This is a genomic window from Herbiconiux sp. 320_LB (assembly GCF_059691755.1).
The window spans coordinates 347,195-366,294 of the sequence record NZ_JCAWAD010000004.1 but is presented as its reverse complement, the minus strand read 5'-3'; the positions used below and the strand labels follow the sequence as shown (position 1 = coordinate 366,294).

General features: G+C 70.2%; 16 protein-coding genes. 5 read left to right on the top strand and 11 right to left on the bottom strand.

Annotated features, from left to right (window positions below):
• Positions 1–9: 9 nt before the first annotated feature.
• The 9 genes from cydC to AC59HU_RS13080 all read right to left on the bottom strand — a co-directional run bounded on the left by cydC (position 10) and on the right by AC59HU_RS13080 (position 10,028).
• Complete coding sequence (gene cydC / locus AC59HU_RS13120) at positions 10–1,722, bottom strand: thiol reductant ABC exporter subunit CydC (protein WP_497223869.1); 1,713 nt, start codon at positions 1,720–1,722, stop codon at positions 10–12.
• On the bottom strand, positions 1,719–3,524 hold the full coding sequence (gene cydD, locus AC59HU_RS13115) for a thiol reductant ABC exporter subunit CydD (protein WP_497223868.1): 1,806 nt from the start codon (positions 3,522–3,524) through the stop codon (positions 1,719–1,721). The genes cydC and cydD overlap by 4 nt, the downstream gene beginning before the upstream one ends.
• A gap of 4 nt (positions 3,525–3,528) precedes the next feature.
• Complete coding sequence (gene cydB, locus AC59HU_RS13110; RefSeq protein ID WP_497223867.1) at positions 3,529–4,536, bottom strand: cytochrome d ubiquinol oxidase subunit II; 1,008 nt, start codon at positions 4,534–4,536, stop codon at positions 3,529–3,531.
• Positions 4,537–4,545: 9 nt separating this feature from the next.
• Entirely contained in the window at positions 4,546–5,958 is a 1,413-nt protein-coding gene (locus tag AC59HU_RS13105; RefSeq protein ID WP_497223866.1) for a cytochrome ubiquinol oxidase subunit I, read from the bottom strand.
• A 176-nt stretch (positions 5,959–6,134) separates the two neighbouring features.
• Positions 6,135–7,064 carry an ABC transporter substrate-binding protein gene (locus AC59HU_RS13100; protein WP_497223865.1) on the bottom strand — a complete coding sequence of 310 codons (930 nt, stop codon included), beginning with the start codon at positions 7,062–7,064 and terminating at the stop codon, positions 6,135–6,137.
• A 4-nt stretch (positions 7,065–7,068) separates the two neighbouring features.
• On the bottom strand, positions 7,069–7,806 hold the full coding sequence (locus AC59HU_RS13095) for an ABC transporter permease (RefSeq protein ID WP_497223864.1): 738 nt from the start codon (positions 7,804–7,806) through the stop codon (positions 7,069–7,071).
• Entirely contained in the window at positions 7,803–8,495 is a 693-nt protein-coding gene (locus tag AC59HU_RS13090; RefSeq protein ID WP_497223863.1) for an ABC transporter permease, read from the bottom strand. The genes AC59HU_RS13095 and AC59HU_RS13090 overlap by 4 nt, the downstream gene beginning before the upstream one ends.
• Positions 8,492–9,304, bottom strand: coding sequence for an ABC transporter ATP-binding protein (locus tag AC59HU_RS13085; RefSeq protein WP_497223862.1), 813 nt, complete (start codon positions 9,302–9,304; stop codon positions 8,492–8,494). The genes AC59HU_RS13090 and AC59HU_RS13085 overlap by 4 nt, the downstream gene beginning before the upstream one ends.
• A gap of 94 nt (positions 9,305–9,398) precedes the next feature.
• A complete protein-coding gene (locus tag AC59HU_RS13080) occupies positions 9,399–10,028 on the bottom strand; it encodes a TetR/AcrR family transcriptional regulator (protein ID WP_497223861.1) in 630 nt (209 codons plus the stop codon).
• A gap of 107 nt (positions 10,029–10,135) precedes the next feature.
• Between AC59HU_RS13080 and AC59HU_RS13075 the strand changes: the two genes are divergently transcribed.
• Positions 10,136–11,236: an App1 family protein phosphatidate phosphatase gene (locus AC59HU_RS13075; protein ID WP_497223860.1), complete on the top strand. Its 1,101-nt coding sequence runs from the start codon at positions 10,136–10,138 to the stop codon at positions 11,234–11,236.
• A gap of 47 nt (positions 11,237–11,283) precedes the next feature.
• On the opposite strand, the gene AC59HU_RS13070 is transcribed toward AC59HU_RS13075, so the two are convergent.
• A complete protein-coding gene (locus tag AC59HU_RS13070) occupies positions 11,284–12,726 on the bottom strand; it encodes a helix-turn-helix domain-containing protein (protein WP_497223859.1) in 1,443 nt (480 codons plus the stop codon).
• Positions 12,727–12,838: 112 nt separating this feature from the next.
• On the opposite strand from AC59HU_RS13070, the gene AC59HU_RS13065 reads away from it, so the two are divergent.
• From AC59HU_RS13065 to AC59HU_RS13050, 4 genes are all read left to right on the top strand, one after another.
• On the top strand, positions 12,839–14,674 hold the full coding sequence (locus AC59HU_RS13065; protein WP_497223858.1) for a phosphoenolpyruvate carboxykinase (GTP): 1,836 nt from the start codon (positions 12,839–12,841) through the stop codon (positions 14,672–14,674).
• Between the two features lie 262 nt (positions 14,675–14,936).
• On the top strand, positions 14,937–17,555 hold the full coding sequence (valS, locus tag AC59HU_RS13060; RefSeq protein ID WP_497223857.1) for a valine--tRNA ligase: 2,619 nt from the start codon (positions 14,937–14,939) through the stop codon (positions 17,553–17,555).
• Positions 17,552–18,019, top strand: coding sequence for a GNAT family N-acetyltransferase (locus AC59HU_RS13055; RefSeq protein ID WP_497223856.1), 468 nt, complete (start codon positions 17,552–17,554; stop codon positions 18,017–18,019). The genes valS and AC59HU_RS13055 overlap by 4 nt, the downstream gene beginning before the upstream one ends.
• Entirely contained in the window at positions 18,016–18,255 is a 240-nt protein-coding gene (locus tag AC59HU_RS13050) for a hypothetical protein (RefSeq protein WP_497223855.1), read from the top strand. The genes AC59HU_RS13055 and AC59HU_RS13050 overlap by 4 nt, the downstream gene beginning before the upstream one ends.
• Positions 18,256–18,386: 131 nt before the next feature.
• On the opposite strand, the gene AC59HU_RS13045 is transcribed toward AC59HU_RS13050, so the two are convergent.
• Positions 18,387–19,034, bottom strand: a complete 648-nt coding sequence (locus AC59HU_RS13045) for a GntR family transcriptional regulator (RefSeq protein WP_497223854.1) — start codon at positions 19,032–19,034, stop codon at positions 18,387–18,389.
• Positions 19,035–19,100: the final 66 nt, after the last annotated feature.

Genomic DNA, 19,100 nt, shown 5'->3' with positions numbered 1-19,100 from the left:
GCGCGCCGGTCAGCGACCCGCGGTGAGCGTCACCGTCGAGGTGACGAGCTCCGCCGGCACCGGGGTGTGCGAGATGAGCAGCACCGCGCGGTCCTCGCCCGTGGCGGCCGCGAGGAGGTCGGCCAGCAGCGCGTCCGCCCGATCCGGGTCGACGTTGGCGGTTGGCTCGTCGAGCACCAGCACCGGGAAGCCGGCGAGGAGTGCCCGCGCCAGGGCGATCCGCTGGGCCTGACCGCCGGAGACGAGGGCGCCGCGCTCGCCGACGCGGGCCGCCAGCCCGCCGCGCTCGCGCATCCATTCGCCGAGGCCGACACGGTCGAGCACGGCCTCGAGCTCGTCGTCGTCGGCCGACTCCTTGGCGAAGAGCAGGTTCTGCCGCAGGTCGTCGTCGAACAGGTAGGGGCGCTGTTCGCACAAACCGACGACCGAGCGCACGGCATCGGCCGGGTACTCGCGCACGTCGACGCCGTTCAGCTCGTACCGGCCGCCGTGCTCGAGGAAGCGCACCAGCGCGTGCGCCAGCGTCGTCTTGCCGGCACCGCTCGCCCCCCGCACCAGCACGCGGTCGCCCGGGCCGAGATCGAGCGAGACTGGGGCGAGGGCGGGCGGCTCGTGCTCCCCGCCGGGCCACCGCGCGGTCATCCCTCGGACCGTGAGCCGCACCGGCTCGCCCCGGGCGGGCGCGGGCCTGACGGCGGCCGGGCCGTCGACGGGGATCTCGGCCGGCACGACGTCGGGCACCACGGCGGCGATGCGGTCGGCGCTCGCGGCCACCTGCCGCCAGGCGCCCCAGGCGAGAGGCACCATCGCGAACACCTCGAACACCGCCATCGGCACGAGCGCGACCAGCGCGAGCACCGGGCCGTCGAAGCCGCCACCGCCGAGCCCGCTGCCACCGAGCCCGCCGCCGTCCGCCATCCCGGTCTGCAACTGCGGGATGCCTGCGGCCAGGATGCCGAGCGTGACCGCCCCCGACACCAGGGTGACCAGCGCCGTCGTCAGCGCACCGCCGAGCGAGCGTCGAACGGATGCGCGGGTGAGCGCGCGGTCGGCCTCCGCGAGGCGCTCCCGGGCCGCCCCGTCGGCACCGTAGGCGACCAGCACGTCGAGCGACCCGAGGTAGTCGGCCAGGTCGGCCTGGTAGCGCCCGCGGAGCCCGGCGAGCTCGCGCTCGGCGGCCCCGGAGACCCGCGAGTTCAGCACCGTGCCGAGCACCGCGGCGATCACCAGACCGAGGCCCAGGATCAGGCCGGCCGCCGGGAGCAGGACGGAGACGACGACCACGACGGCGAGCGCCGTGAGCCCCGAGATCAGGAGCGGCTGGACGACGCGGAGCGGGAGGTTCTGCTGCTCGTCGACGTCGGCGACCAGGCGGGTGAGCAGGTCACCGCGACGGTTCCCGCCCAAGCCGTCCGGGGCGACCGGGACGAGCCGCTCGTAGACGCCGACCCGGAGCTCGGGCAGCGTCGCGAACGCCGCGTCGTGCCCGGCGAGCCGTTCGAGGTAGCGGAACGCCGCGCGCCCGAGCGCGAAGGCCCGCACCCCCACCATCGCGGCCGAGAGGTACAGGATGGGCGGCTGCTCCGCAGCGCGGGTGATCAGCCAGGCCGCCGTCGCGAGCAGCCCCACGGCGCACAGCGCGCTGACCAGGCCGAGCAGCACGCCCGGGAGGAAGCGCCGGAGCGAGGGCTGGGCGAGCCGGAGCACCTCGCGGCGGTTCACGTGAGGCTCCGCTCGGCCGCGAGCCGGGCGGCACCGGCCTCGACCAGCGTGCCTGGGTCGGCCTCGGTCGCCCCGACCGCGATTCGGGCGGCAACCGACTCGACCTGAACGCCGCCGAGCGCGAGCACCCGGTCGGCCGCGGCGATCACCGCGCGCCGGTGGCTGACCACCAGCACCGCCCGATCCTCGGCCGCGAGCGCGCGGAGGCCGGCGACGAAGGTCTCCTCGGCAACGGCGTCCAGGGCCGAGGTGGGCTCGTCGAAGACGACCACCGAGCAGTCGAGCCGGCGGGCCCGGTAGACCGCTCGGGCGCTCGAGACGCGCTGCGCCTGGCCGCCAGAGAGACCTCCCCCGCTCGGGTCGACGACGGTCTCGAGCGCGATGTCCGCCCCGCCGACCAGGTCGAGGGCGGCGCGGGCGAGCGCCGTGTCCGGCGCGGAGTCGCCGAGCGTGACGTTGTCGGCGACCGGCCCCGCGACCAGCGTGGCCCGCTGCCCCGCCCAGGCCAGCCACGGCTGCGGTCCGCCATCCGTCACCGGCGCACCGTCGACCACGACCATGCCCTCGTGCGGCACGAAGCCCAGCAGGGCGCCGAGGAGCGAGGACTTGCCGCTGCCGCTCGGGCCGGTGAGGGCCGTGACCGCCCCGGCCGGCACCTCGGCCGAGAACCGGTCGAGCGCCACGGTCTCGCCGTACCGCACCGAGAGCTCCTCGATCCGCAGGCCGAGGCGGGCGGGCCGCGCACCGGGCGCGGTCGTCGGCGCCCCGAGCCGAGCCCCCACGCCCGCAGCCCCCGTGGCCCCGACAGCACCAGCGCCCGCAGCACCAGCAGTCCCCGCCCCCGCAGCCCCCGCAGCCCCGATGATCGCGAACACCTCCTCCGCCGCCGCGATCCCGTCGGCCGCCGCGTGGAACTGCGCCCCCACGTTCCGGATCGGCAGGAAGGCCTCCGGCGCGAGCAGCAGCACGAACAGCCCCACCCCGAGCCCGAGGCTCCCGTCGATCAGTCGCACGCCGATCGAGACCGCGACGAGCGCCACCGACAGGCTCGCCGCGAGCTCGAGGGCGAAGCCGCTGAGGAACGAGATCCGCAGCACCCGCATCGTCTCGCCGCGGTACTCCTCGGTCACGCGCCGGATGCGGGTGGTCTGCCGGTGCTGACGCCCGAAGACCGTCAGCGTCGACAGCCCGCCAACCACGTCGAGGAAGGCGACGCCGAGCCGGGTGAGCTTCTCCCACTGCTTCTGCTGCACGCTCTGCGTCGCCCAGCCGATCAGGATCATGAAGACCGGGATGAGCGGCAGGGTCAGCACCACGGTGAGCCCGGAGATCCAGTCCTCCGACCAGATCACCACCACGACCAGCGGCGTGGCCACCGCTGTCAGCACCAGCTGCGGCAGGTAGCGGGCGAAGTAGGTGTCGAGCGCGTCGAGCCCTGGCCCGGTCGTCACCCCGACCGCGGTCGAGTTGCGCGAGGCCAGCCAGCCCGGGCCGAGCCGCGTGACGGCGTCGAGCACCCGGGTGCGCAGCTGGCTCTTCACCACCGCGGCCCCGCGGAGCGCGCTCGCCTCCGAGGCCCAGGCGAGCAGGAACCGCAGCGCGATCACGAGGGCCAGCGCGGCCACCGGCACGGCGAGCGCCGCGAGCGGCTCCCCCGCGATCCCCCGCACGATCAACTGGGTCACCAGGTACGCGAAGGCCACGGTCGCCGCCGTCTGCAGCACCGCGACCGCTCCGCCGACGAGGAAGAACGACCTCGCCGCTCTGGCGTACCGCAGGAGCCTCGGATCGACTGGTCGCACGGTTCTAGTGTGCGCTCTCGACCGGGATCTGCGCGCGGCCGACCCGCTTGCGGAAGACCCAGTAGGTCCAGGCCTGGTAGCCGACGATCAGCGGAACGAAGGCCAGCGCCACCCAGCTCATGATCTGCAGCGTGTAGGCCGAGGAGGACGCGTTCTCGATCGTGAGGCTGTTGGCGGCATCGTTCGAGGCGGGCATCACATCCGGGAACAGCGCGGCGAACAGACTCACGACGGCCACCGCGATCGTCACCGCCATCAGTGCGAACGCCCGCCCCTCCCAGCCCCGGAGGTTGGCCACGAAGGAGGCGATCAGCGTCACCGCGGCGACGGCCGACAGGATGCCCGAGAGCGGCGTTCCGTAGGCGAGCGTGGTCCAGCCCAGGAAGACCGCGGCGACGACGATCGTCACGGCTCCCGCCCGCACGGCGAGCCGACGTGCCCGCTGCCGGATCTCCCCCTCGGTCTTCAGCGACACGAACACGACGCCGTGGGTGAAGAACAGCAGCAGCGTCGTGAGGCCGCCGAGGAGCGCGTACGGGTTCAGCAGCCCGAAGAAGCCGCCGATATAGTCGTGGTTCGCATCCAGGGGCACACCGCGCACGATGTTGGCGAAGGCGACCCCCCAGAGGAAGGCGGGCACGACCGACCCGATCACGATCATCCGGTCGAAGCGCTTCTTCCAGGCCGCCTCGGGCCGCTGGTGGCGGTACTCGAACGAGACCCCGCGGAGGATGAGGGCGAGCAGGATGAGCAGGAGCGGCAGGTAGAACCCGCTGAACAGGGTGGCGTACCACTCCGGGAAGGCGGCGAACAGGGCGGCGCCGGCGACGATGACCCAGGTCTCGTTGAGATCCCAGACCGGACCGATCGTGTTGATCAGCACGCGACGGTCGGTGTCGTCGCGGCCGAGGAAGGGCAGCGACATCCCGACGCCGAAGTCGAAGCCGTCGAGCACGAAGTAGCCGACGAAGAAGAAGCCGACGATAGCGAACCACAGGACTGTGAGATCCATCATGTCCTCCTAGTAGACCGTCGCCGCGTGCCGGAGCTCGCCGGATTCCGGGTCGGGCTCGGGCGGCTCGTCCGGCCCCTTCTGGATGGCCTTCTTGATCAGCCGGAACTCGACCACGGCGAGCGAGCCGTAGATCACGGTGAAGGCGACCAGCGAGATCAGCACGTCCAGGCCCGTGATGCCCGGCGAGACCGCGTCGGAGGTCTTCAGCAGGCTGAACACGATCCACGGCTGCCGACCCATCTCGGTGAAGATCCAGCCCACGATCATCGCGCCGAGCGAGAGCGGGAAGGCCCAGATCGCGACCCGCCAGAGCCAGCGCCAGCGGGGCTGGCGCCCGCGCCGGGTGATCCACAGCCCCACGACGGCGATCAGCACGTGCGCCATGCCGAGGCCGATCATCCAGCGGAAGGCCCAGTAGGTGACCCAGATGGTCGGGGTGTAGTCGCCGGGACCGTACAGCTGCGTGTACTGCGCCTGGAGGTCGTTGATGCCCTCGACCGTGCCGTCGAAGGTGTGGGTCGACAGGAACGACAGCAGGTACGGGATGCGGATGGAGAAGAGTTCGTGCACGCCGTCGGGTGTGCCCAGCGTGAAGATCGAGAACGAGGCGTCCGCGCCGGTGGAGGTCGTGTACATCGCCTCCGCCGCGGCCATCTTCATCGGCTGCGTCTCCACCATCGCCAGGCCCAGCTGGTCGCCGCTCAGCACGGTGAGCGCACCGGCGATCACCATCATCCACAGGCCGAACTTCAGCGCCGGACGCATGGTCTCCAGGTGCTGGTTGCGGTAGAGGTGCCAGGCGGCCGCGGCGATGATGAGCCCGGCGGTGACCATGAAGCAGGCGAAGACCGTGTGCGGGAAGGCCGCGAGCGCGACCTTGTTCGTCAGGAGCGCCCAGATGTCGGTGAGCTCGGCGCGACCCTTGGCCTCGTTGATCTCGTAGCCGACGGGGTTCTGCATGAACGAGTTGGCGGCGATGATGAAGTAGGCCGAGAGCGTGCTGCCGATCGCGGTGGCCCAGATGGTCAGCAGGTGGATCTTCTTCGGCAGCCTGTCCCAGCCGAAGATCCAGAGGCCGATGAACGTCGCCTCGAGGAAGAACGCGAGCAGGCCCTCGAGCGCGAGCGGTGCCCCGAAGACGTCGCCGACGAAGCGGGAGTAGTCCGACCAGTTCATGCCGAACTGGAACTCCTGCACGATCCCGGTCACCACGCCCATAGCGAAGTTGATCAGGAAGATCTTGCCGAAGAACCGGGTCAGCTGGAGGTACTTGGTCTTGTCCGTGCGCACCCAGGCGGTCTGGAAGATCGCCACCGTGGTCGCGAGCCCGATCGTCAGGGGCACGAACAGGAAGTGGTAGATGGTCGTGAGACCGAACTGCCACCGCGACAGCAGGAGTGGATCGAGAAGCTCGTTCATGACACCTACAGTCTACGAACCCCTGTATACAAGCCAGGCCTAAAGTCCCGCCGCACCGCATGATTGAACGGATGTGCAGCACGCATCCCGGGACATCAGCGTGTATACAACCCCATACACGAAAAAGGCCCCGCCCCGCAGATCGCGCGGGACGGGGCCTTCGGAGGCTCAGGTCGTCAGAAGAGCTTGACCTTGGCGAGCCAGTCGGAGGCGATCTTGTCGGCCGACTCCTGGTCGTTGACGCTCTGCGAGTTCAGCTCGACGAGATCGGCGGCGGTGAGCGCCGCGCTGACCTTGTTGATGACGTCGGAGACCTCGGGGGTCGCCGCATCCGAGTTGATCAGCGGGACGACGTTGGAGGCGAGGAAGAGGCCCTTCGGGTCTTCCAGCGTCACCAGGTTGTTGGTGCTGATGTTCGGGTCAGCCGAGTAGATGTTGACCAGCTGGACCGTGTCGTCCTTCAGCGCCTGGATCGTCAGCGGTCCGCCCGAGTCCTCGATCGGGGTGAAGCCCACGGTCACGCCGTAGGTCGAGAGCAGACCCTGGGGGCCGTACGGGCGGGTCTGCAGCTCGGAGTTGCCGCCGAGGGTGATCGGCGTCGTGACCTTGGAGAGGTCTTCGAGGCTGGTGACCTTGTTGGCGTCGGAGAACTCCTTGGTGACGTTGTAGGAGTCCTGGTCGGTGGCCGGCGACTGGTCGAGCACCTCGAGGCCCTCGGGCAGCGCGCCCTTGAGGGCCGCGTAGACGTCGTCGCTGGTCTTGGCCGTGGTCTCGGGGTCGTAGTACTGCAGCAGGTTGCCGGAGTACTCCGGGAACAGCTGCACCTCGCCGCTCTCCAGGGCGGGCAGGTAGGCGTCGCGCTGGCCGATGTTGAACTGGCGGGTGACGCTCACACCGTTCGCCTCGAGGGCCTGAGCGTAGATCTCCGCGATGATCTCGTTGGAGTAGTAGGCCTGCGAGCCGATGACGATGGCCGAACCGTCGCCGCTGGACGAACTGGACGAGGTGTCGAGCGGATTGCTTGACGAGCACCCTGCCAGTGCCACCGTCGCACTGACCGCGACTAGCCCTGCGACGAGCCGGCCTTTCTTGATTGCTGTGAACATGTGATCATTTCCCTTCGTGGATGGGGATTCCCATCACCGGCTGCGGACGGGATGACCGCGGCCGGAGGTCTTTGGCTTCCTTCGCGACGACTCCGCGTGGAACGACCAACCGCTGCACGAGGGCGAAGATTCCCTCGAGAGCGAGCGCGAGGGCCGTCACGAGGATGGATGCGCCGAGTGTCTCGGCGTAGTTGCGCGTGCTGGTGCCCTCAAAGATGAAGACGCCGAGCGCGCCGCCGGAGATGTACCCGGCGAGCGTCGCGGTCGCGACGACCTGCAGCACGCCGGAGCGGATGCCGCCGATCAGGAGCGGGAGCCCGAGCGGCACCTCGACCCGCGTGACGACCTGCCACTCGGTCATCCCCACGGCCCGGGCCGCGTCGATCGTCTTGCGGTCCACCGCTTCGAATCCGGAGTAAGCGCCGGCCAGGATCGGGGGGATGGCGAGGATCACGAAGGTGATCAGCGGCGCCTTGAACCCGATCCCGAGCCCGAGGCCGATCAGGATCAGCACGCCGAGGCTCGGCAGGGCGCGGAGGCCCCCGGAGAGCGAGACGGCGATGTCACGGCCCCGGCCGGTGTGGCCCACCAGGTAGCCGAGCGGGATGGCGATCACCGCGCCGATCGCGACCGCGCCGAAGGTGTAGGCGAGCTGCTCGAGCAGTCGCGCGATCCAGCCCTGGGGGCCGCCGGCGTTCGCCGGGTCGAAGATCCAGCCGAAGCCCTCCACGACGAAGTTCACGAGACACCCCCCACCAGCAGCGCGGCGTTGCGGCGGGCCGCGCGCGAGCTCGTCCGATCGCTCCGGTTCCAGGGCAGGATCAACCGCCCGAGGAGCACCAGCACGAGGTCGAAGACCACGGCGACCAGAAGCGTCGCCACGATGCCGGTGATCACCTCGGCGGGGATGTTGCGCTGGAAGCCGTTGATGAAGAGGTAGCCGAGGCTGGTCACCCCGATCACCGAGCCGATCGTGGCCAGGCTCACGGTGCTCGCCGAGACCACCCGGAGGCCGGCGAGGAGTACCGGGCCGGAGAGGGGGAGCTCGACCCGCCAGAACCGCTGCCAGGCCGAGTAGCCCATGGCCGAGGCGGCCTGCAGGATGTCGTCGTCGACCGAGGCCAGGCCGTCGGCCGAGGAGCGCACCATCAGCGCGATCGCGTAGATCGTGAGGCCCACCACGACGTTCGCCGAGGAGAGCTGGTTGGTGCCGAGGATCAACGGCATGAAGATGAACAGCGGCAGCGAGGGGATCGTGTAGAGCAGTCCGAGCACCAGGAGGATGACGCCCCGCGAGATGCGGAAGCGGTTCGCCACCCAGCCCAGCGGGATGGAGAGCAGGAAGCCGATCACGATCGGGGGCACGGCCAGCCCGACGTGAGCGACGATCAGCTCCCAGACCAGATCGAGATTCGATCCGAGCCACTTCATGGCCGGAGCACCCCGGTCGGCGTCCCGTTCTCGTCGACCACCACGTCTGTGCCGTCGACGCGCTCGATCCGGAGCACGCGCTTGCCCTTGTCGGCGCCGACGAACGAGGCGACGAAGTCGTCGGCCGGGTTCGCGAGGATCTCGGCCGGCGTCCCGACCTGGGCGATGTGGCCGCCCTTCTGCAGGATGACGACCTGGTGGCCCAGCAGGAAGGCCTCGTCGATGTCGTGGGTGACGAAGACGACGGTCTTGCCCAGGCCGTCCTGCAGGCGGATCGTCTCCTGCTGCAGCTCGGCGCGCACGATCGGGTCGACGGCGCCGAAGGGCTCGTCCATCAGCAGGATGTTCGGGTCGGCCGCGAGCCCGCGGGCGACTCCCACGCGCTGCTGCTGGCCGCCGGAGAGCTGGCGCGGGTACTTGTCGGCGAGCGAGCGGTCAAGGCCCACCGTGTCCAGCAGCTCGAGCGCGTGCTCCCGCGCCTCCTTCTTCGGCACGCCGTTCAGGATCGGCACGGTCGCGACGTTGTCGACGACCTTGCGGTGGGGCAGCAGACCGGAGTTCTGCATCACGTAGCCGATCCGGCGGCGGAGCTTCACCGGCGCGAGCGTCGAGGTGTCCTCGCCGTCGATCAGGATGCTGCCCGAGGTCGGGTCGATCATCCGGTTGATCATCCGCAGCAGCGTCGTCTTGCCGCAGCCGGAGGAACCGACCAGCACGGTCGTCTTGCGCGGCGGGATCACGAGGTCGAAGGACTTGACCGCGACCGTCCCGTCCGGGAACTGCTTCGTCACCGAGCGGAACTCGATCATCAGATGCCCTCACGTCGTGGGACCGCGGGCTACGATCCTTCGGACAAGCCAAACATCATCGGCCGAAAACGCAAACCCCGGGGGTCAACGATCGTCACAAATACGCGGTGACGACCGCGCGACAGGCGCTGATCGCATCCTCGTCGCCGTTGGGATCGATGATGAACGCGCGCACCAGCAGGGCGTCGACCATGGTCAGCGCGATGTCGAGGCGGTCGGCGAGGGTGCCGTCGTCGGCGACGCCCAGCTCGGCCGAGAAGATCGCGGCGAGCGGGCCGGCGACCCGGGCGGAGGCGGCGGTGCCGCCGTCGACCTCGGGGAGGGCGATCTGGTCAGAGAGCCGGATGGAGGTGAACCCCGGCTCGGTGCGGTGCATCTGCACGGCGGCGTCGATCAGGCAGGAGAACGCGGCGTCCATCGTGGTCGGCTTCGTGCTCTCGAGCAGGTCGACGCTGGCCCGGAGGAAGCGCTCGAAGCCGCGGAGGCTCATCGCGCCGAGCACGGCGATGCGGTCGGGGAAGTAGCGGTAGACGGTGCCGATCGAGGCACCGGCGCGCTCCGCGACCATCGCCGTCGTGAGGCGCTCGATGCCGACCTCGGCGACGACCGCCGACGCAGCGTCCAGCAGGGCTCCGATCCGTTCGCTGCTCCGAGCCTGGACGGGCTCGTTGCGCACCTTCCCGGTCGACGTGAGCGCACCGCTGATGAGGTCGTTGAATGACACCAAGCCCGTCCCTTTCCCGAATCCCGACACCCAAGTCTAGTTCGGACTGCCTGTCAGCCGGGTGAGGCTCTCGTCCGGTTCCGCCCCGGCCGTGACAGACTGGAGCCGTGCCAACAGATCCCGCCGCGGCACCCCGGCTGCACCGTGCCGCACGAATCGACGACGCGATCCACGACTTCCGGGAGAAGTGGGCCAGGCGTCGCGGTCAACAGGCGACGGTCATCCCGTACACCGGGTACGGCTCCACCTCGCAGATCCGGGTGCTCGGCCGCGTGCTGCTGACCAAGCAGCCCAAGCCCGGTTCCCGGGCGGCCCGCAAGCAGCGCCGACGCGAGGAGCGCGTGCGCGGCTGGCGCAGCTTCACGAGCGTGCCGGTCGGCGACGTCGAGGTGACGATCGAGGTCGAGGGCAGCGTGCGCACCGTACTCGCCGACCGCGGCGGAGTCGTCGACGCCTCGGTCGACGTCGAGCTCGACCCCGGCTGGCACACGATCACGATGTCGGCGGAGGACTCCGAACCCGTCGAGGCCCCCGTCTTCGTCGTCGCCCCCGAGGCGCGCTTCGGCGTGGTCTGCGACATCGACGACACCGTCATGGTCACCGCGCTCCCCCGCCCCTTCCTCGCGTTCTGGAACACCTTCGTGCTCGACGTGCACGCGCGCACACCGACGCCGGGCATGGCCGTCTTCCTCGAACGGATGACCTCGGTCGACCCGGGCACGCCCGTCATCTACCTCTCCACCGGCGCCTGGAACGTGGCGCCCACGCTCACCCGCTTCCTCTCGCGCAACCTCTACCCGAGCGGGCCCATCCTGCTGACCGACTGGGGTCCGACCCACGACCGGTTCTTCCGCAACGGTCGCGAGCACAAGGAGAAGAACCTGCGCCGGCTCGCGCAGGAGTTCCCGGACATCCACTGGCTGCTGATCGGCGACGACGGGCAGCACGACGAGGAGATCTACCGGGAGTTCGCGCTCGAACGCCCCGACAGCGTCGCCGCGATCGCGATCCGTCAGCTCTCCACCAGCGAGGCGGTGCTGGCCGGCGGCCGGTCGAAGGTCGACCCGAATGCGCCGGTCGAGCGGGCGCCCCGGGTCTACGCGCCCGACGGCGCCGGCCTGTTCGAGAAGCTCAAGAACGCCGCGAAGGACCGCGGGTGGATGCTCGACCACACCGACCCGAAGGATCCGAGCGACCCGCTCGCCTAGAGCGACCCGCATGCCGGCTCACGGGGCGCTTCGGGCCTCCCGCTCGCCTAGAGCGACCCGCTGTGGGCTTCGAGGAACTGGTACACCTCGTTCTCGTCGACCCCGGGGAACTTGCCCGAGGGCAGCGGCGACAGGATGTGGGCGTGCAGTTTCGCGCTCGGCCAGGCCGCGTCCGACCACTTCTCCGCCAGATCCGAGGCGGGCTTCCGGCAGCACGAGGCATCCGGGCAGGTGGACTGCACCCGGCCCTGGGTGTCCCGCCCGCGGAACCACTTGGCCTCGGAGAACGGCACGCCGAAGGTGATCGAGAACTCCCCCGCGTCGGTCTTGCCGGTCTGGGTCGCGCACCAGAAGGTGCCGGCCGGGGTGTCGGTGTACTGGTAGAACTCGGTCGTGCGGTTCGTGCGGCCGAGAGCGCCGCGGGCCGCCCACTTGCGGCAGACCAGCTGACCCTCGACGGCCCCGGTGACGTCGGCGGGCAGGGGCAGACCGTCGTTCTCGTAGGCCTTGTAGATCGCGCCGTCCTCCCCCACCCGCAGGAAGTGCACGCGCATGTCCAGGTGCGAGGTCGCGAGGTTCGTCATCCGCAGCGCCGCGGCCTCGTGGGTGACCCCGAAGGCGTCACGGAAGTCCTCGACCGAGAGGTCCTTCCGCTCCTTCGCCGCGCGCAGGAAGGCCACCGAGGGCGTCATCGGCATGAGACAGGCGGCGGCGAAGTAGTTGATCTCGAGCCGCTGCTGCAGGAACTCGGCGTAGCTGGCCGGCGGGGTGTGGCCGAGCAGCCGGTGCGCCATGGCCTGCAGCGCCATCGAGCGCAGCCCGTGCCCGCCCGGGATGGAGGCGGGCGGCAGGTAGATCCGCCCGTTCTCCAGATCGGTCACCGACCGGGCCGAGTGGGGCAGGTTGTCGACGTAGATCAGGTCGAACCCGAGGCTCTCGGCCAGGAGCGAGACGCTCCGGTGGGTGAGGGCACCGGTGGTGTGACCGACGGTGGCGAGCGTCTCCTCGGCGAGCGCCTCCAGCTCCGGCAGGTGGTTGTTCTCCGCGCGCATCGCCAGGCGGTTCTCGGTGTTCGCCCGGCGCGCCTCCTCCGGGGTGGCGATCGACTGCGTGGCCCGGCGCAGCAGCTCGCGGTGCAGGCCCACCAGGGATTCGAGGGTCTCCAGCGGCAGGGTGCGGCTGGCCGGCACGACCGGCAGCCCCAGGGAGCCGTACAGGGGCGACGCCTGCGCCCGCGCGAGTTCGATCTCGAGCGCGGTGCGTGCATCCGGAGCCTCGTCGCTCAGCAGGTCGTTCATCGGCACGCCCAGTTCGACGGCGAGCGCCTGCAGCAGCGACAGCTTCGGCTCGCGCCGCCCGTTCTCGATCAGGGAGAGCTGACTGCCGACGACCCCGACCTTCGCGCCGAGCTGATCGAGGGTGAGCCCCTGCTGCTTGCGATGGTGCCGGATGCGGCGACCGAGGGTGATCAGGTCCGTGGAGTCCGTCACTTTTTCCTCCTGTAAAGAATGGCTGATCTTTCCGGCAGAATACTCGAATTCGGCCGGATTGCTTGCGCATAGTGGAAGAAACCTCCCCCACTTGACGAGAACGGGTTCGCTGATGAGCATCCTCACCACACCGACCATGACCGACGTCGCCGGCCCCAGCAGGAATGCCGACGTCAACGACTGGGTGCGCGACATCGCCCGACTGACCAAGCCCGACCAGATCGTCTGGTGCGACGGCAGCACCCGCGAGTGGGACGAGCTGACGAAGATGATGGTGGCCCAGGGCACGCTCATCCGGCTGAACCCCGAGTGGCGGCCCAACAGCTTCCTCGCCCGCAGCGACCCGGCCGACGTCGCGCGGGTCGAGGACCGCACCTTCATCTGCTCCGAGCGGCAAGCGGATGCGGGCCCCACGAACAACTGGCGCAGCCCCTTCGCGATGCGCGAAGAGCTCGACACCCTCTTCGCCGGCAGCATGCGCGGGCGCACGATGTACGTCGTGCCGTTCTCGATGGGGCCCCTGGGCGGCCCGATCTCGCAGCTCGGCGTGCAGATCACCGACTCCCCCTACGTCGTCGTCAGCATGCAGCTGATGACCCGGATGGGCGCGGCCGCCCTCGACCTGATCGGCCCGGAGACGCCGTGGGTGCCCGCCGTGCACTCCGTCGGCGCCCCGCTCGTCGACGACGCCGGCGTGCGCCACGACGACGTCGCCTGGCCGCACAACCCGACGAAGTACATCTCGCACTTCCCCGAGACCCGCGAGATCTGGTCGTTCGGCTCGGGCTACGGCGGAAACGCCCTGCTGGGCAAGAAGTGCTTCGCGCTGCGGATCGCCTCCGTCATGGCGCGCGACGAGGGCTGGCTGGCCGAGCACATGCTGATCATCAAGCTCACCTCGCCGGCCGGCACGGTCTCCCACCTGGCCGCCGCCTTCCCCTCGGCCTGCGGCAAGACCAACCTGGCGATGCTCAACCCCTCCATCCCCGGCTGGAAGGTCGAGACGATCGGCGACGACATCGCCTGGATGCGGCCCGGCCCCGACGGCCGACTGCGTGCGATCAACCCCGAACGCGGATTCTTCGGCGTCGCGCCCGGCACCGGGATCACGACCAACCCGACCGCGGTCGACACCGTGTGGGGCAACTCCATCTTCACCAACGTCGCCCTGCGCGACGACGGCGACATCTGGTGGGAGGGGCTCACGCCGACTCCGCCGGCGCACCTCGTCGACTGGCGTGGAGAGGACTGGACGCCGGACTCGCCGACGCCCGCCGCGCATCCGAACTCGCGCTTCACCGTGACGGCCGACCAGTGTCCGTCGATCGCGTCGGACTGGGACTCGCCCGACGGCGTGGTGATCGACGCCATCCTCTTCGGCGGCCGGCGCCCCTCCACGGTGCCCCTGGTCTCCGAGGCCCGCGACTGGGCGCACGGCGTGTTCATGGGCGCGACGATGGCCTCCGAGACGACCGCGGCCGCCGAGGGCGCCGTCGGCCGGCTGCGGCACGACCCGTTCGCGATGCTGCCGTTCTGCGGCTACGACATCGCCGACTACTTCGCCCACTGGCTCGAAATCGGTGAGACGCTCGGTGCGGATGCGCCGCCGGTGTTCTCGGTGAACTGGTTCCGCAAGGATGCCGACGGCCGGTTCATCTGGCCCGGGTTCTCGGAGAACTCGCGCGTGCTCGAGTGGATCGTGCGACGCCTGGAGGGCTCGGTCGAGGTCGTCGACACCCCGATCGGCAAGCTGCCCCGGGTGCGCGACTTCAACGTCGAGGGTCTCGATCTCACCTACGAGGACCTGCAGTCGATCCTCTCGGTCGACCGTGCCGCCTGGGCCCGCGAGGCCGACGAGATCGACGCCTACTTCACCGAACTCGGCGCCGACCGCATCCCCGAGCCGCTGACGCGCGAGCTCCGCACCCTCCGGGCGAGCATGAAGTAGAAGGGGTCGCAGAGTCGGCCCACAGCATTCGGTACGGGATCGATTGCAGCGGGCCGTACTCGATGACCCAGCGTGAGGCCGTCGCCGCGCAAGCGACGACAGCCGAACATGTCGCGCGGCGCCGGGCGGGGACCGGCGACGCCCGGGACAGCCGCGCGCAGCACGGCCGTCCCGGTAGACACAGCCGTCCCGGTAAACTAGACGCGACAGTGAGGCACCTCTCCACCTGACACGGTGCCGTCTATATCGCCAGGAGGCCGCCATGTCCGCACGCATGCCCGAGAAGCCCGCCCTCGAGGGCCTCGAATCGAAGTGGGACGAGCGCTGGCGAGACCAGGGCACCTATCTCTTCCGCCGCGAGGGCGCCACCCGGGAGTGCGTCTACTCGATCGACACCCCGCCGCCGACGGCCTCCGGTTCGCTGCACATCGGTCACGTGTTCTCCTACACGCACACCGACGTGATCGCCCGCTACCAGCGGATGCGGGGCAAGCGCGTCTTCTACCCGATCGGCTGGGACGACAACGGTCTGCCTACGGAGCGCCGCGTGCAGAACTACTACGGCGTGCGCTGCGACCCCTCGCTGCCCTACGACGAGTCGTTCACCCCGCCCTTCGAGGGCGGCGACAACAAGTCGTCCAAGGCGGCCGACCAGATCCCGATCTCGCGCCGCAACTTCATCGAGCTCTGCGAGATCCTCACCGTGGAGGACGAGAAGCAGTTCGAGTCGCTCTGGCGCGACCTCGGCCTCTCGGTCGACTGGAGCCAGACCTACCGCACCATCTCGCGCGAGTCGCAGTCCGCCTCGCAGCTCGCCTTCCTCCGCAACGTCGAGCGCGGCGAGGCCTACCAGGCGATGGCCCCCACGCTCTGGGACGTGACCTTCCGCACCGCGGTCGCCCAGGCCGAGCTGGAGGACAAGGAGCAGCCGGGCGCCTACCACCGCCTCGAGTTCCACCGCCCCGACGGCGAGGGCGTGTTCATCGAGACCACCCGGCCCGAGCTGCTGCCGGCCTGTGTGGCCCTGGTCGCGCATCCGGACGACGAGCGCTACCAGGCCCTGTTCGGCACCACGGTGACCACCCCGCTGTTCGGCGTCGAGGTGCCGGTGCTCGCCCACCACCTCGCCCAGGCCGACAAGGGCTCGGGCATCGCGATGATCTGCACCTTCGGCGACCTGACCGACGTGATCTGGTGGCGCGACCTCGACCTGCCCAACCGCGCGATCATCGGCTTCGACGGCCGCGTCGTGAGCGAGCCGCCGGCGGCGATCACCTCCGAGGCCGGGCGGGAGGCCTACGGCCAGCTGGCCGGCAAGACCGTGTTCTCGGCCAAGCAGGCCGTCGTCGAGCTGCTGCGCGCGTCGGGCGAGCTGATCGGCGAGCCCAAGCCGATCACCCACCCGGTCAAGTTCTTCGAGAAGGGCGACCGGCCGCTCGAGATCGTCTCGACCCGCCAGTGGTACATCCGCAACGGCGCCCGCGACGACGCGCTCCGCGCCCGCCTGCTCGAGCTCGGCGCCGAGCTCGACTGGCACCCCGAGTTCATGAAGGTGCGGTACGACAACTGGGTCGGCGGCCTCACCGGCGACTGGCTCGTCTCGCGCCAGCGCTTCTTCGGCGTGCCCCTGCCGGTCTGGTACCCACTCGACGGCGACGGCAACCCGGTCTTCGACGAGCCGATCGTCGCGACCCGCGACATCCTGCCCGTCGACCCCTCGTCGGATGCGGCGCCCGGCTACTCCGAGGAGCAGCGCGGCGTGCCCGGCGGCTTCCAGGGCGAGGTCGACGTGATGGACACCTGGGCCACCTCCTCCCTCACCCCGCAGCTGGCCGGCGGCTGGATGCGCGACGACGAGCTGTGGGGAATGGTCTTCCCCTACGACCTGCGCCCGCAGGGCCAGGACATCATCCGCACCTGGCTGTTCTCGACGATGCTGCGCTCCACCCTGGAGACCGACCAGTCGCCCTGGGCGCACGCCGCGCTCTCGGGCTTCATCGTCGACCCGGACCGCAAGAAGATGTCGAAGTCGAAGGGCAACGTCGTCACGCCCGCCGACATCCTGAAGGCCCACGGATCGGATGCGGTGCGCTACTGGGCCGCCTCGTCGCGGCTGGGCACGGATGCGGCCTTCGACGAGAAGAACCCGACGCAGATCAAGATCGGGCGGCGGCTGGCCATCAAGATCCTGAACGCGGCGAAGTTCGTCTACGGCTTCGAACTGCCCTCGGGCCACTCGGAGATCGTCGACCCGATCGACCTCTCGATGCTCACCGAGCTCGACGAGGTCGTGCGGGCCGCCACCGCGTCGCTGGCGAAGTACGACCACGCCCGCGCGCTCGAGCTCACCGAGACCTTCTTCTGGACCTTCTGCGACGACTACCTCGAGCTGGTGAAGGAGCGCGCGTACCGCGACTCCTCCGACGCCGCGGGCAAGGCCTCGGCCGTGCTCGCACTGCAGACCGCGATCGACGTGCTGCTGCGCCTGTTCGCGCCGTACCTGCCGTTCGCGACCGAGGAGGTCTGGTCGTGGACCCACGAGGGCTCGGTGCACAACGCCGCTTGGCCCGAGTCGGTCGAGAGCTCGCTGCCCGAGGGCGTGACCGCCGCTCTGCCGACGCACGCCCCGCTGCTGTCGCTGGCCTCCCGCGCACTCGTGGGCATCCGCCGCGCCAAGACCGACGCCAAGGCCTCGCAGAAGACCGCGGTCGCCTCGGCGACCATCGCAGGCCCGTCCGAGGAGACCGCGCTGCTCGAGCTCGCGGCGGCGGATCTCAAGGCCGTCGGGCGGATCGAGTCGCTCGGCTTCGCCTCGGCGGAGGAGCTGGTGGTCAGCGATATAGTTCTGGCACCCGACGAGAAGACGGAGGGTGCAGTATGAGCCAGGAGGCGACGATGCCGATCGAGGTCAGACCCGTGTCGACGGGAGAGTTCTTCCCCTGGCACGCCGTGTACTCGGGCTACGGCGAGTTCTACGAGAAGCCGTTGCAGGACGAGAAGGCCGTGCTCGTCTGGAGCTGGATCATCGACGACACCAACGAGGTCGAGTGCCTGGTGGCGGTCGACGACTCGGGCGAGGTCGTCGGGCTCGCGCACTACCGCGAGTTCGCCCGACCGCTCGACGGCAGCCGGGGCATCTACCTCGACGACCTGTTCGTGCTGCCGGAGCGCCGCCGCGAGGGCATCGCCCGGGCGCTGCTGGACGGTGTCGCCGACGTCGGCCGGAGCCGCGGGGCGAGCATCGTGCGCTGGATCACGGCGAAGGACAACAAAGACGCCCGCGCGCTCTACGACGACGTCGCCGAGAAGACCCCGTGGGTCACCTACGATCGGGCTCTGCGGTGATCCAGCTGGGAACCCGCTGGCTCGTCGGCGACGAGCCGCCGTCGCGACTGCCGCAGGTCGTGATCGACGCGATCTACGAGGTCGAGGGCGAGCTCGCCGAGCAGGGCGTCAACGCCTCCGACTGGAGTTGGACCCTGACCTGGCTCGAGGGCAAGCCCGTGGCCGAGCTCGACGACGAGACCGTGATCGAGTACGACGCCGACGAAGACGCGGCGGTCGTCACCCCGGGCGCCTGACCCCAGGTCCCTGACCCACCCCCACCCCACCCCACCCCACTCCCCACTTCGTCGAGAAGTCACATTTACGTCCAAAACGCGCCGTTTGGACGTAAAGGTGACTTCTCGATGGGGCGAACGAGGGGTGGGCGTCACTCCGCGAGGGTGAGCGCCATCCAGTTCGCGCGCACCAGGTCGGCGGCCCGATCGGCCGCGCCTGCCCGGGCCGCCTCGATGATCGCGCCGTGCTGGCGCACCGAGTCGCGCCCGTCGAGCGACGAGAAGCGGATGCGCTCGATCCGGCGGAGCACGCTGGTCGCCCCTTCGAGCACCTCGGCGATCATCGCGTTCCCGCTCGCCGCCACGAACACGTCGTGGAACCGGTCGTCGGCCTGGAGGGCACGGTCGACGTCGTGGGCCTGGAGCGCGGCGCGGAAGTCGTCGTTCGCGGCCTCCAGCGCATCCAGATCGGCGTCGCCCAGCTGAGGCACGGCGAGCCGCGCCGCCAGCTCGTGGAGCGCGGCGGCCACCTGCTGGGCGTTGCGCACGGCATCGCCGTCGGCGGGGGCCACCGTGGTCGCCCGGCCCGGCTTGGCGACGACGAGACCTGACCGCTCGAGACGCAGCAGCGCCTCGCGGATCGGCGTGCGGCTCACCCCGAGCCAGGTCTCGAGCTCGGGGTCGCGGAGCCGCTCCCCCGGGGCGAGGGTGCCGTCGACGATCGCGTCGCGGAGGGTCTGGTAGACCTCGTCGCGCAACAGGGTGCGCGAGCGGACGGAGCGGGCGGATGGAACGGGCATGTCGGAAGTCTAGACCGAGGTGCGATATATTGCATACGACATCACATGCCCCTGCTCTCGCGAAGG